The sequence below is a fragment of the Rickettsiella endosymbiont of Rhagonycha lignosa genome (genome assembly GCF_964031165.1).
GTDB lineage: Bacteria > Pseudomonadota > Gammaproteobacteria > Diplorickettsiales > Diplorickettsiaceae > Aquirickettsiella.
Window position 1 is genome coordinate 69,593 of record NZ_OZ035011.1, and the last position, 13,807, is coordinate 83,399.

At 35.1% G+C, this 13,807-nt stretch carries 14 protein-coding genes; 1 reads left to right on the forward strand and 13 read right to left on the reverse strand.

Annotated features, from left to right (window positions below; all coding sequences use genetic code 11):
- Positions 1–189: 189 nt before the first annotated feature.
- Both AAHI99_RS00355 and yihA read right to left on the reverse strand, forming a co-directional pair.
- Complete coding sequence (locus AAHI99_RS00355; RefSeq protein WP_342227714.1) at positions 190–2,181, reverse strand: OPT family oligopeptide transporter; 1,992 nt, start codon at positions 2,179–2,181, stop codon at positions 190–192.
- 115 nt (positions 2,182–2,296) lie between these two features.
- Positions 2,297–2,899, reverse strand: coding sequence for a ribosome biogenesis GTP-binding protein YihA/YsxC (gene yihA, locus AAHI99_RS00360; RefSeq protein ID WP_342227715.1), 603 nt, complete (start codon positions 2,897–2,899; stop codon positions 2,297–2,299).
- 149 nt (positions 2,900–3,048) lie between these two features.
- Between yihA and AAHI99_RS00365 the strand changes: the two genes are divergently transcribed.
- Entirely contained in the window at positions 3,049–3,678 is a 630-nt protein-coding gene (locus AAHI99_RS00365) for a c-type cytochrome (protein ID WP_342227716.1), read from the forward strand.
- A 16-nt stretch (positions 3,679–3,694) separates the two neighbouring features.
- On the opposite strand, the gene AAHI99_RS00370 is transcribed toward AAHI99_RS00365, so the two are convergent.
- The 11 genes from AAHI99_RS00370 to AAHI99_RS00420 all read right to left on the reverse strand — a co-directional run bounded on the left by AAHI99_RS00370 (position 3,695) and on the right by AAHI99_RS00420 (position 13,802).
- Complete coding sequence (locus tag AAHI99_RS00370) at positions 3,695–5,224, reverse strand: PhoPQ-activated protein PqaA family protein (RefSeq protein ID WP_342227717.1); 1,530 nt, start codon at positions 5,222–5,224, stop codon at positions 3,695–3,697.
- Positions 5,225–5,261: 37 nt separating this feature from the next.
- Positions 5,262–7,025 (reverse strand): tetratricopeptide repeat protein, encoded by a 1,764-nt coding sequence (locus tag AAHI99_RS00375; protein ID WP_342227718.1) that lies wholly within the window; start codon positions 7,023–7,025, stop codon positions 5,262–5,264.
- Complete coding sequence (locus AAHI99_RS00380; RefSeq protein ID WP_342227719.1) at positions 7,018–7,509, reverse strand: SixA phosphatase family protein; 492 nt, start codon at positions 7,507–7,509, stop codon at positions 7,018–7,020. Before AAHI99_RS00380 ends, AAHI99_RS00375 begins: the two co-directional genes overlap by 8 nt.
- A 38-nt stretch (positions 7,510–7,547) precedes the next feature.
- Positions 7,548–7,865, reverse strand: coding sequence for a heat shock protein HspQ (hspQ, locus tag AAHI99_RS00385; protein ID WP_342227720.1), 318 nt, complete (start codon positions 7,863–7,865; stop codon positions 7,548–7,550).
- A gap of 12 nt (positions 7,866–7,877) precedes the next feature.
- On the reverse strand, positions 7,878–8,663 hold the full coding sequence (gene xth / locus AAHI99_RS00390; protein WP_342227721.1) for an exodeoxyribonuclease III: 786 nt from the start codon (positions 8,661–8,663) through the stop codon (positions 7,878–7,880).
- Entirely contained in the window at positions 8,660–9,784 is a 1,125-nt protein-coding gene (locus AAHI99_RS00395; protein ID WP_342227722.1) for a cation diffusion facilitator family transporter, read from the reverse strand. The genes xth and AAHI99_RS00395 overlap by 4 nt, the downstream gene beginning before the upstream one ends.
- Entirely contained in the window at positions 9,784–10,011 is a 228-nt protein-coding gene (locus tag AAHI99_RS00400; protein WP_339050603.1) for a sulfurtransferase TusA family protein, read from the reverse strand. The genes AAHI99_RS00395 and AAHI99_RS00400 overlap by 1 nt, the downstream gene beginning before the upstream one ends.
- An 85-nt stretch (positions 10,012–10,096) precedes the next feature.
- Entirely contained in the window at positions 10,097–11,137 is a 1,041-nt protein-coding gene (locus AAHI99_RS00405; RefSeq protein ID WP_342227723.1) for a tRNA (5-methylaminomethyl-2-thiouridylate)-methyltransferase, read from the reverse strand.
- An 11-nt stretch (positions 11,138–11,148) separates the two neighbouring features.
- Positions 11,149–11,430: a hypothetical protein gene (locus AAHI99_RS00410; protein WP_342227724.1), complete on the reverse strand. Its 282-nt coding sequence runs from the start codon at positions 11,428–11,430 to the stop codon at positions 11,149–11,151.
- 18 nt (positions 11,431–11,448) lie between these two features.
- A complete protein-coding gene (locus AAHI99_RS00415; protein WP_342227725.1) occupies positions 11,449–12,618 on the reverse strand; it encodes a PLP-dependent aspartate aminotransferase family protein in 1,170 nt (389 codons plus the stop codon).
- Positions 12,615–13,802 (reverse strand): aspartate aminotransferase family protein, encoded by a 1,188-nt coding sequence (locus tag AAHI99_RS00420; protein WP_342227726.1) that lies wholly within the window; start codon positions 13,800–13,802, stop codon positions 12,615–12,617. Before AAHI99_RS00420 ends, AAHI99_RS00415 begins: the two co-directional genes overlap by 4 nt.
- Positions 13,803–13,807 lie beyond the last annotated feature (5 nt).

A 13,807-nucleotide genomic window follows, 5' to 3' on the forward strand; every position in this document is an offset into this window, starting at 1 on the left:
ACTAAGTTTGGGGGAGGTAGATATTTGACCCCACTAGCTTATACTCTTCGCGTTGGAATTTTGGCTGTCTTATAGCTAAAAAAAACACATAGTGAATAAGTCAAACTAGGGGAGGCATATATTTACCCCCTGAAATTTAACGGGAGCCTAGTTATATTTTTTTATTTTGTCAATAGCTAAATTAAACATTTAACCTTTACAGACTGAACGATAGATCCATCCTAAAATACCGAGTGTTGATAACACGCCAAATAGGCTAGCTAGCAAAGTGAGATGTTCGGGCATAAGACGTAATACATCGGTAGATTGTGCTAAAGTAAAAGGAATTGCTAACACCACGCCCATTAAGCAAGCTCCAGCGACTAAACCACAAGCCAAAGTGAGCCCGCGTTGCCTGGCGGTATTATCCGCTGATTTTTCGGTCTGAATGGGATGTTGTTTAATCAAGGTTCTTTCTACGAAATAGGAAGCAAGTCCACCCAAAATTAATCCAGATGAGGTATCCAAAGGAAGATAAATACCTATACCGACCGCCAATACAGGTAAGCGCATCCCGCGTTTTTGCAATATTCGGTCAATGAAAATACAAAAAATAGCTACGACGAAACCAATGCTAATTAATTTCCAGGGTAAGTTATGTTTAAATGCACCGGCAACTAAACTTGCCATAAGAGTAGCTTGAGGGGCAGATAACATTTGGGCAGGATCCATATGCCGTCCTGGAGGGGAAATTCCCCCAATTCCGTAAGCATTAAATAATAGTTCTAATGTGGGTGCTAAAATTAAAGCAGAAACTACGACACCTAAAATTAATATAACCTGTTGTTTCCAAGGAGTTGCCCCTACAATTTGGCCGGCTTTCAGATCTTGAATGGTATCGTTGGTAATGGCGCAACTACTACTTACTAATGTTCCTATAATGATTGCTAAACCTTCCCCTTCAAGTAAATGCTTAGTATCGTGAGTAAAGCCAGGAGCCCAACTAAAAATAGCGAGCAATGTAAGAGACGCGAACAATAGCACAGAAAGAGAAACACCTGAAATGGGACTTTGGCTACTTCCTATAAGCCCTGCAAAATAGCCACATAGTGAGGAAAAAAAGAAGCCAGTGATTAAAATAAAAACAATACCGATAAGTAGAGTTATTATTTGGATACTACTGGTTAGTCCCAATGCAGGGTGGTTTATAAAGCTAAATAAAATATATCCTAGTGGTAATATTAAAATACCTAATAAAGCTAAAGTATAGTGAATAGGTATATCACGTTCATGCTTAGGTAAGGAAGTATACCCGCTTTCTTTAATGGTTCTTAATGAGACAAAAGATGAATGTACGCCTCTAATAATAGGTTTAACGAGCAGAACCATCGTCCATAAGCCACCTACTAACATCGTGCCTACACCAATTGGACGTATACTGGATTGCCAAATGCTATTGGCTAAGCTGCTAGCAGATTGACTAGTAGCTATTGCTAGAGGGTGTAAGTAACTAAAAATAGGAATTCCAATGATCCATCCGATTGCCACACCGAGTAATGTACTCAGCGCTACACCAATACCAACTATATATCCAGCTGCTAATAATGCAGGTTCAAAACCAAACGTAAATCCAAAAATAAATTTATTATCTGCTCTAAACCATATTGGAAAATTATCCGCTATGATTTGGAAACCTGATTGAAAAAGCGCTACAAAAGCACCTAAAAGTCCACCTTGGATTAATTCTTTAAAATTTCCTTTAGCATCTTGGCTAATTTTTAAAATTTGACCTATCGCGGTACCTTCTGGAAAACGCAATGTAGGATCCGCTAATAAAACTCGGCGTAAAGGAATAGAAAATAAGACCCCTAAAATTCCACCCGTCAGGGAAATTATTACAGTTTGCCAATAATCAAAATGCTGCCAATAGTGAAGAATTATTAAGGCAGGGAGAATGAATGCGGTCCCTGCGGTCAATGCTTCTCCAGCCGATGCACCTGTTTGGACAATGTTGCTTTCAAGTATCGAAGAATTTTTAAAAAAACGCAGGATACCCATAGAAAGAATAGCTGCCGGAATAGATGCAGAAATAGTCAAGCCGACTTTTAGGCCTAAATAAGCATTTGCAGCAGCTAAAATGACAGCAAGCAAAATGGCTAATAGGATGGCACGAAAACTTATTTCAGATGGTTGTGATGACATGAAATCCGAATTTTTTTTAGTAATCATTTTATTTATCACATTGTGATGTATAGGTCAAAAAATTGATGTAAGAAAAAGGGAAGCTTTTGGGATAATTATTAAGAAAAATTCTAATTTATTTTGGATTTAGCCAAGTTAATATCCTACGACGTGCGCTTTCAATACCTATAGATTTTGTCGCAGAGAAGGTTTGTATTTCATAGAGGCTATCAAGAATAGCCAATTGTTGGGTAGTTAGTTTTAAGGCATTTGCGGCTTGATTACGTGTTAGCTTATCGGCTTTAGTCAGAAGAATATATATTGGTATTTGATGATGAGAAGCCCACGCTAACATAGTTTGGTCCCGATCCCTAAGTGGATGACGAATATCCATAGTGATAACAAGACCTTTTAAAGATTTTCTCATTTTTAGATAACTGGCTATGGTTTTCTCCCAATTAGCTTGTATATCTTTTGGGACGTTGGCAAAACCATAGCCTGGAAGATCGACCAAACGGAGATGTTCGTTGATTTGAAAAAAATTCAATAATTGAGTGCGCCCTGGAGTTTTACTGGTTTTGGCCAAACCTTTTTTTCCAGTAATTGAGTTAATTGCTGTAGATTTTCCAGAATTGGAACGACCAATAAATGCAACCTCTGCGCCTTGATCTTTAGGCAATTGGTCTAATTGAGCAGCGCTTTTTAAGAAGATGGTAAGTGGAAATACGTGGGAACTCAAGCTTATCTTCCGCTTAATTAAAAAAGAAAAATTCCCTGGCCTTTATGTTATTTTTATAATTTGTCAAAGCCTGAGAAAACTATAAACTAAAAAATTGCGTTTAGCAATATTAATTATTTCCTTCAATGGTGTTAGAAAAAAATTTTCATATGTTAGATTACAAAAATTTTACTTTTCTCTTTATATTCTTTTTTTTATTTGGGTTTTCGCCGAGTGATGCCAAAATTATTGAACAAAAATTCAATGATATTATCGCCGGATGTGAGTTATGTCATGGTATCCAAGGAAATTCCACGGTTAATAAAAATTGGCCGAAATTGGCGGGGCAGAACGCTAATTATTTAATCAAGCAAATGCAGGATTTTCAACCGAATGCGAAATGTGGGCGTGATAACTCAATAATGAACGCGTTAATTGTAGCATTATCGAAAAAAGAAAAAATAAAAATAGCAAATTATTATGCAACTTTGTTAGAAACTATTGATAGCGCACAACCCCGTTTACTTTCTTTAGGGCAAAGAATTTATCGTGGCGGAGATGCAAATAAAGGAGTGCCGGCTTGTTTAGCCTGTCATGGACCTGCAGGTTTGGGAAATCCATCGGCTGGATTTCCTCGCTTAAGTGGACAACATGCACGGTATATTGCCACTCAATTAAAAGCCTTTCGTGATGGCAAGCGGAATAATGATAAATTTCAGATGATGCCAATAATTAGTAAGAAAATGAATGACGCTGAAATTATCGCAGTAGCCAATTATATTTCAGGTTTATATTCTTAGGAACAGAACCTAACATTTATTCAGTGATATTTTCATACTCAGGCGTTATCAATAGGCACATTCCTTGTGGTGGCATAATTTGGTTTGTTTTAGGATAAGCATCTGGCGATATAAAAATAGGTGTGCTTGCTCGTAAACCATCAGGAAAATCTAATTCGACATACGATGCGCGCCAACCTTGTGTAACGTTTGGAATTATTAATTTGCTCTCTTGTTCGTTTACTATTATATCCGTTGGTTGATAATTAATTGCACAGGAGTAACGAAAATCTCGGGTAAGGGGATTATTTGCAGACCATACTATTATTTTTTCAGGTTTTTCAGAATAATGAATTTTTATTTCACCAGTCGTTTTTCTATTCCAAGTAATGATCGGTAACGTTTGATGAGAAATAATTCTCTTATAAAAAGCGGATAATGTAGAAGCTAATTGTGAGATCGAAGGTGAATATTCTATATAATGAGGGGAGTTCGGTAAATAAAATAATAATTTCTTTCCTGATAATGCTGGATAATAATACTGAGAACTATCGGGTGGAAAAAAATCATCTCCACTTGCATTAATAATATATTTAGACATCTCAGCTAACTTTTTTTGATAAACTGTGTCAGTAAAGTAAGTAAAAGGGTCTTCTATTTGTAATAACTTCAAATAATTTGTAAAAAAAGGACTTTTGGGGTCAGCATATTCAGGGATGTGTTGCTGATAATAATCCTTCAATGCTATGGGCCAATGCTGAGCGTAAACTTTATAAATATGTGGTATTTGTTTTTCTACATTTAATACATCAACTACAATGGGGATCATTGCAATGACTCGATGATCAAGCAAGGCAGTCATCCATGTTGCCCACCCGCGCTTTGAAGCGCCTATAACAACAAAATGATTTATGCTTATATGATGTTTCAGTAATATATTTTGTGCTAAGGTCATGGCTTGCTGTGCAGCAATTGCCATAGGAATATGTAAAGGATAATAAGCTAATTTTGGATTATGGATAAAACGATTCCAGGTAAAAGCAATAATTTCATCTTCTTTTAATTGTTTATCATTGATAGTTAAATATTGATTAGGATCATCTTTGAGTACAACGACAATATTATGTTGAATTAATTGACTAATAATTTTATCCGGAGCGTTGTTTCTTGTTATTTTAGAATGGATATATCCACCTGTAATATAAAGAGCAGCCATATCAACATTAGAATTTTCTTTAGGAATGAAAATATCTATTTCGTGCTTCCAAGCATTGGGCGTAATAATATCCGGAATACCCGTCTGAAAAATTTTCGGCCAAATAAGTGATACGAAGTCATATCTATATTGAGTGTATCGATTTGTTTTTTCTTCGCCTAGATAACTTAATTGTGAAGTGTGACTAGGTAATATCTTTCCAGCACAGGGCAATACATGGTGAGGATGTTGTAATAGATAAAGAGTATTTTCGCAATTTTTCCAATCCAAAGGAAAAGAATAAGTTTTTATTGCAGGATAAAAAAAAGATAAAGAAAACAAAATTAAACAGATTAATTTTTTTGATTTCATAGAGCACTTTAGAATTAATATTTAATGGTTTAGATCGTTAGTTTACCGTTATTTTTTTCTGAAAAATAAATAAACCTGTCTGAATAGCCTTATTTTCTTGCTGACGCCCCACTACATTTTTATAATTTAAGAGTGTTAACCGATTTTTTTTAGCTAATTCTCTTACATAAATTTCAGCATGTTGATATCGCCCATTAGCTTGTAAAGTGTATGAAGAAAAAGATTGGTCAGAAAGCTCAATAGAGATAGCCAACAAGCCATTAGCAGTTAAACAATGTAAAATTTTAGTAAAAAAATCATTAAGATTGCCAAAATATACTAAGGTATCGATACACAAAATAAGATCAAAATTTTCTTTTAATTCTGTTAAGCTATTCAAAATATCATTTTCTATTAAGATATCATAGCACGCTTTTTCTTTAGCTTTATTAAGCATATTTCGTGAAATATCTATACCGGTTATTTTTTTAGAAATATCAACGAAACACCGACCACTAAGACCGGTGCCACAACCTAGATCTAAAAGATTATATTTTTTTTTCTCCAAAAAAGCATTCAATTGTTTGCGCAATAATTCAGGTGTTTTATAAAGTAAAATGTTTTGCAAATGCTCATCAAATTGAAAGGCGTAATTGTCAAATAAATTTTTAATATAATCTAAAGGTGCAGTTTCAGGTAGAGATTGTCCAGTGAGTGCACTGATCATGTAATTAGCAATGGAATGTTTGTTGTTTAAATTTAAAATGGTTCGATAATGGGTTAAAGCAGTAACTGGATTGTTAAGTTTTAAATAAATGGCAGCAAGATTACAATGAGTATCTATTTGTGTTTCATCTATAGTCAAAATCTTTTTTAAATCATATATGGCTTCATGTAAATTTCCGATCAACATTAAACTATATGCTCGGTTAAAAAGCGCCTCTATATTTGAAGGATCTAAATTTAGATACAAGGAATAATGCCATATGGCTTCTTTCAATTGATTGTTTTGTAGTAAAATAGCTGCAAGATTGTTTCTTGAGGCTTTGTGCTTAGGATCAATAATGAGTGCCCGTTTAAAATAATCGATAGCTACATTAATTTGCTCTTTTTTTAGCATTAGAGCACCGAAATTATTTAATAATTCTACTGAATTTGGATCTAAATCGAATATTTTTTGATAATGATAATGGACTTTTTCTAGATCTTGATTTTGCCAATAAATATTGGCGAGTTGCCAATGTCCTTGAATAGAATTTGGATGTAAGTTTATTACATTTTTAAATTGAGTTATTGCAGCATTTTTTTCTTGTTGAGCTAAAAATACTAAACCTAAATTAAAATGTGCTTCCAGATAGTCCGTTTTTATATCAATGGCCTGAATATAATGTTGCCGAGCTGCATTTAATTGATTTTGTTTATAAAATAAACTCGCTAAATTATTATGAACTTCAGCATAGCGTGGATTCAAACGCAAAGCAGTTTGATAATGTGTTAATGCGAATTCAAATTGATTAATGTTTTTAAAGAGATTTGCTAAATGAAAGTGAAAACGTGCTGAATCGGGTTGAATAGATAAAGCGCGTTGTATCCAAGCAATCGCAGTCTCCCATTGCTCTAATTCAGAAGCGAGCATACCTAAAGCATGCATAGTTTCTATATGATCGGGTTGTATGTTTAGTATATATTCATAAATATCTCTAGCATATTTTACATTGCCTGATTCATGGGCACTTAAAGCTTGCTGAAAAAAAACTTCAATAGTAGTAGGGTTTTTAGATTGGATTAATTGAGCCATTTCATCATGATGAGTATTATTCATGTCCAGGCTCGATGAAAAACAGTAACGTTCCCTGTTTAGTTAGTAGATCTTCCCATTTTTCAATGTCAAAATTTATTGAGATTATCCCTGCGGGAGGCAAAATGATAGATTTTGTAGTTAAACATAATTTGTGGGCCAAGCAACTTAATGTAGGATTATGACCAATTATGAAAGCCTGTTGAGTTAAATTTAACAAAAAAAAGTCTTGTAAAATAGTTTTGTTATCGCCTGAATATAGTATAGGGCTAATCTTTAGCAGTCTTGGATTTATTTTTAATTTTTCGCAGAGAAGTTGAGCTGTTTGTATTGCACGTGTAGCTGGGCTACAAAGCAAATAATCTGGCAAAAATTTTTTTTCTATTAATTGGTTTGAAATATTCTCAATTTGGCGAAGACCAAATGGAGTGAGATTTCGATCTGTATCACTTTCAAAAATTTGTTGCGGATAGGTTTCGGCATGTCGAATAAACGTCAAATTTTTCATAATTCAGTTTTTTGTTAATCAATTATATTGTTGTTAACTCAGTTGCTATATCGACGACGATAGTAGACACCATTTTCAAAGTTATCAAAAAAATAATCTAATTCAGGATGTTCAATTGGATCTAACGTATCGTCCTTACTTAGATTTATTTCGGCTGCATATGCATGATGAACAGAGCCATGAACTAAAATATGATACCAAGGTTGGTTTTTAGGTGGGTTTCCCGGGGCGTTTTTGCTATACCAAGCATCATCCCCTTGAAAGCCAGCATCAGCGTCAATAATGACACCGCGATAGCCAAATAAACTATGCTGAACAATTTCTCCGATTCCAAAACGTGCTTTTATAGGCTCCATTATAAATAAATCCTAGTTAATATGTTGATAAGTTGCAATGACGGGAACGTGATCCGACGGTTTTTCCCACAATCGTATTTCTTTATCAATTTCGCAGGCAATACATTGAGGAATTAAAGCATTACTGCTTAATATATGATCGATACGTAAACCATGATTTCGTCGAAAAGCACCAGCTCTGTAATCCCACCATGTGTAATAACCGGGCTCATTATGAAATAACCGAAAACTATCCTTTAACCCTAAAGCTAATATATCATTTAAAGCGTGACGTTCCTCGGGACTAACTAACACCTTGTCTTGCCAAATTTGCGGATCATGAACGTCTATATCTTCTGGAGCGATATTAAAATCTCCTAGTACGATTAAATGTGGATGTATACTTAATTCTCTTTGTAAATAATTTTTTAATTGCTTTAACCATTGTAATTTATAGATAAATTTTTCAGATCCTAAATTTGAACCATTAGGTACGTAAACGTTGACAATACGTAAAGATCCTATGTTTGCCACTAAAATACGTCGTTGTGTATCATCAAAGTCCGGCAAGAAAGTCATTTCATTTTGCATGGGAATACGACTAATGAAGGCAACACCATTGTAGGTCTTTTGGCCATTATATAAGATATGGTAACCCGCTTTTTTGAAGGGTTCTTCAGGAAAATGGTGATTTTCAACTTTCGTTTCTTGTATCGCAAGTAGGTGGGGTTCATAGGAAGTCAGCCATGTTAAAACATGTTCTAAACGTACGCGCAATGAATTAACATTCCAAGTGGCAATTTTAAATAATTGAGTCATTTATAATAAAAAATTTTAATATCAGTGATAAAGCTTTCTGTTGCCGTAATTTTTTTTAATTTAGTTTCCAAGTCACTTTGATTACTGAATTCAATCGGTAATTTCAAATCAATCGTGATTTTACTATCCAAATAGTGAAAAGCAGCGGTTTTAATTGCTATTTCTGGCAGTAAATGTTGCCAATGTTTCTGCAAAATTTTTTGTAATGTAGCTCGATTAGGTAAATTATAAGAAGGATTAGTTAATTCATCATCTTCTGTATCAATATGAACAGTAACATCAGTAATATCTGGAAATGATGCAATCAAACGTTTATCGACTTCTTGACCTATGTAATGTCCTTCTGAAACACTAATAAAGGGATCAACTAAAACATGAACATCACAAAAGATGGATCCTGCAATTGAGCGGGTGCGAAGTTGATGAATTGCCTTTACACCAGGGATTTCTTTTATAAATAATTTAATTTTTTCAGTTTCTTCTATGCTGAGAGCGGTATCAACTAATTCACGAATACTATGCCAACCAAAATCCCAAGCCATTTTTAAAATCATTAATCCAACAATAATAGCTGCAACGGCATCTAATTTAGGGAAACCAAACCAAGCTCCAATCACACCTAATGCAACGGCTACAGAAGAAGCTGAATCACTACGATGATGCCAGGCATTGGTCATTAATAGCCTGGATTTAATTTTATTTGCTACGTGTTTGGTCCAGAAATAAAGTACCTCATTGAGTACAACTGAGCTAAGAGCAATCCATAAAACAATTTGAGTTGGTACGATATGGACATGAACCGCAGCGATAGTATTAAAAGCGTTTACAATGATTGCAAAAGCTGCAATAGCTAAAATTAATGCTAAAAAAACGGTAGCTGCTGTTTCAATACGACCATGTCCATAAGGATGATCCTCATCCGCTGCTTTATTGCCAAATTTTGAGGCAATAATAACAACGCTATCAACAATTAAATCAGATAGGGAGTGAATTCCATCAGCTAGTAAGCCATGAGAATGACCAATAATACCAAAGATTATTTTCAATCCTGCTAATAGGATATTTTTTAATCCGCCCCACAATGCGATAAAGCGTGTTTGTTGATAGCGAGAAGTCTTCATTAACAAGTACCTATTTGTATCGACATGAAAATTTCTCGACATTGTGTACTACTAGACAGTAAATAATGACCATGGATGCGACACCAAGCTGAAATATCAGAGAGGCTACCTTTATCAGTACATACAACCTCCAAAATATCACCAGGATTTAATTTTTTTACGTATTCTTGTACCTTAATAACAGGTAAAGGACAAAGTAAACGTCGAGCATCTAATTGGTGAGTCATAATCATTGGTTTTTGTAGGTAATCTAATATTAATTTATTGGAATTAGACTTGCTTTTAATAAAATACTTTACTTGGAAAATAAGATTAGCCCGAAATATACCACTCTTTAGGGATCTGATCTGCAGTAAAAGGGTTAACCTCCATTGTTTGTACAGAACCACTCAATGAGCAAATTTCCAAAGTTACCTTATCATTGGATTTAGCGTCGGTAAAGCGAGCAGCAATTTTTGCGGCATAATGGATGTATTCAGCATTAATTTTACCATCAATTAGGCTTAAAGGACCTAGATGACTAATGGGCTTTATCGAGGTATATTGATGTTGATAGGCTTCAAGGAAATGATTTTCACCTTCATCTCGGCCAATAATGAGCTTAAAATCAGGATTGGGCCGAATGTGCCGACCTACTTTCAGCAAGATGATATCATCAAATTCATAGTCTTTTTTTCCTCGGTGCTTCCACAGATCTCTTAGTTTTTTTGTGTAATGACCGTTAGTTAAAAAACAACAGCCTCCAGCCGGCTGTGCATATTCTTGAAAATCAAATTTTTTTGCTAAATCGAATTGAGGGTTACGACTACGACCAGAAAATCCTTGAAGTTTCTCACGATCTACCCACCCCTCACGTTCTACCAAAGTGGGTGCTAATAGTTTGGCACAAAGTGGGCGTAATAGAATGTCGTCTGCTTTAGATTCATGCGCGACTATAGGCATATTTCTCTTAAGTTGGGATTTCGGACGCTGACCAATGACTTCTCCAGTAATGATAAAATCAAAGTGATTTTCCTCCATCCATTGCTTGGCCCTATTCACCATAAAAATTTTACAATCCAGACAAGGATTGAGATGAGCGCCATAGCCATGTTTTGGGTTCAAGACTATCTGTTTATAGTCTTGAATAATATCAATAATATGTAATTTAATTCCTAATTGTTCAGCAGCCCATAACGCATTGTTGCGTTTAGGTTTGCTAGGTTGTAAATTACGAATAGCTCCTGTATGACCCTCAATGCAAAATCCCGTATAAAAATTAATACCTTCAACATAAATCCCTTGTTCTTGGATAACACGGACGGCAAGCATAGAATCCAAGCCGCCAGAAATAAGAGCAACTGCTTTTTTCATAATCGAACCATTCAAAAATTAAATACAAAATGTACTTGTTGATTTAGTAAGCTATCACGACATCTGCCCAAATCCTTACTAAAAGAATGTTCTACATTTGATGAGGGTATAGAAGGTCCTCGGATGGGACCGAATCCAGCGGGCATCGTACTGGAAGGGGTCTTAGCTTTCCCAGGAATAATTTTAAAAGTAAATGGTTCTGACGATATTAACCACCTATCAGAGCTTGGACTTGAATGACAAGCTAACAAAAATAAAGAAAAAAAAAGTAATAAAAATTTACTTTTATCCATAATAAAGAAATAAAATTTTTAGAATGTTAATCCATGTTTAAGATCATCAATAAGGTCTTGGGCAGCTTCTATTCCTACTGATAAGCGCAGTAGGCTATCAGTAATGCCAAGACGCTCACGAGTTTCTTTAGGTAAAGCAGCATGCGTCATAATGGCAGGATGATCAACAAGACTCTCTACGCAACCTAGGCTTTCTGCCAATGTAAATAAACGACAACGTTCAACAAAATGACGTGTTTCTTCTAAATTTCCATGCAACACAAAGCTTACAATTCCTCCGAAGCGGTTATGCATTTGTTTTTTAGCTAATTCATGTTGAGGATGACTCGCTAAGCCAGGATAAAAAACTTTTTCAACCTTGTTGTGTTGTTCCAAAAACTGAGCAATTTTTAATGCGTTTTCACAATGTCTTTGCATCCGTAACGCTAAAGTGTGCAAGCCTCGCAAGGCAAGGAAACTATCAAAAGGACCTTGTATGGCCCCCATGGCATTTTGTAAATAAGCTATTTTCTCAATTAATTCAGCATTCTCACCGACGACTACAATCCCTCCGACCATATCGGAATGTCCATTCAAATATTTTGTAGCAGAATGAACAACAAGATCACAGCCCAATGTTAAGGGTTGTTGGATCCAAGGAGTTGCAAACGTATTATCAAGTACAGTAATTAATTTATGTTGGCGAGCAATTTTTACTACTTGTTGTATATCAACTAATTTTGATAAGGGATTAGTCGGGGATTCCATCCATAATAATTTAGTTTCAGGTTTTATTTGCTTACTTAAATTAGTTAAATCAGTCATGTCCACATATGAAAAATTTAAATCTGATGATCGCTGCTTAATTTGGTTAAATAAACGTACGGTGCCACCATATAAGTCATCCATACCTATGATATGATCGCCAGGATTTAATAGCTCAATTATCGTATTAATAGCCGCCATTCCAGAAGCAAAAGCAAATCCTGCCTGACCATTTTCTAAATCGGCAATACAACGCTCGTAAGCAAACCGAGTAGGATTTTGAGTTCTGGAATACTCAAAGCCTTGATGTATCCCTGGGCTTTTTTGAACGTAAGTTGATGTTGCATAAATGGGAGTTATTAATGCACCAGTACTTGGATCAGGTATTTGTCCAGCATGTATGCAGCGAGTAGCAAATTCTAATTTTTTTTCATTATTTTTCATAAAGATGAATTATAAAATTCGTCTATGGTTTTAATTAAACGCAAGCAAATTTCATCCGCTTCAGCTTCTTGTAAAATTAAAGCAGGTAGAAGACGAATCGTATTATTAGAAACGACATTAAAAAGTAAATGATGTTTTAATCCAATTCTAGGGATATTACGACATTCAACATCAAGCTCAATACCTAGCATAAGCCCTTGCCCTTTTATAGTGACGACATGCGGATGGTTATTAAAACTATTTTGTAATTTTGAAAGCAAATAAGCTCCAATTTTTTTTACATGCGCAGAGAATTTTTCTTTTTCCAAGATATTTATAACTGTAATTGCAACAGCACAAGCTAATGCGCTACCAGCAAACGTAGAGCCATGTTTTCCAATGGGAAAAATATTATTTGCTTTTCCACGAGAACAATAAGCTCCAATAGGAAAGCCATTGCCTAAGGTTTTTGCAATAGTAACTATATCAGGTAAAATATTATAAGTTTGGTAAGCAAACCAAGGTCCGGTACGACAAAGGCCGGTTTGTATCTCATCGAGTATCATCAACCAATCGTGTTGATCACAGTAATCTCGAATAGCTTTTAAAAAATTGGACGTGGCTATTTTGATCCCACCATCTCCTTGAATAGGTTCTAACATAATTGCGGCTATATTTTTTTTATGTTTTTTTATAGCATTTTCTAGTGCAGCAACATCATTAAATGGGATATGGATAAAACGTTCTAATAAAGGTTCAAAACCAATTTGTAAACGCTCGCTGCCGGATAGGCTTAAGGTGGCCATGGTTCTGCCATGAAAAGCATTTTTCATGGCAATAATGATGGGCTGATCGATCCCTTTTTTTCGGGCATAAAGGCGCGTCATTTTGATAGCCGCTTCGTTTGATTCTGCACCTGAATTAGAAAAAAAAACTTGATCCATTCCAGATAGTCGTGCCAGTTCTGACGCTAATATTTCCTGTTCCGGAATATGATAAGTATTTGATGTGTGAATTAATTTTGCAGCTTGCTGGCAAATTGTCTCAGTGATAGCAGGATGAGCATGTCCTAAACCGCAAACTGCAATACCTGCTAAAGCATCTAAATATTTTTCACCTTGAGTATCTGTCAGCCACACTCCTGAGCCTTTTTCAAAGGCAACAGGAAGTCGATTTGGATAAATAGGCATCAAGGCAGATGTCATAGTTT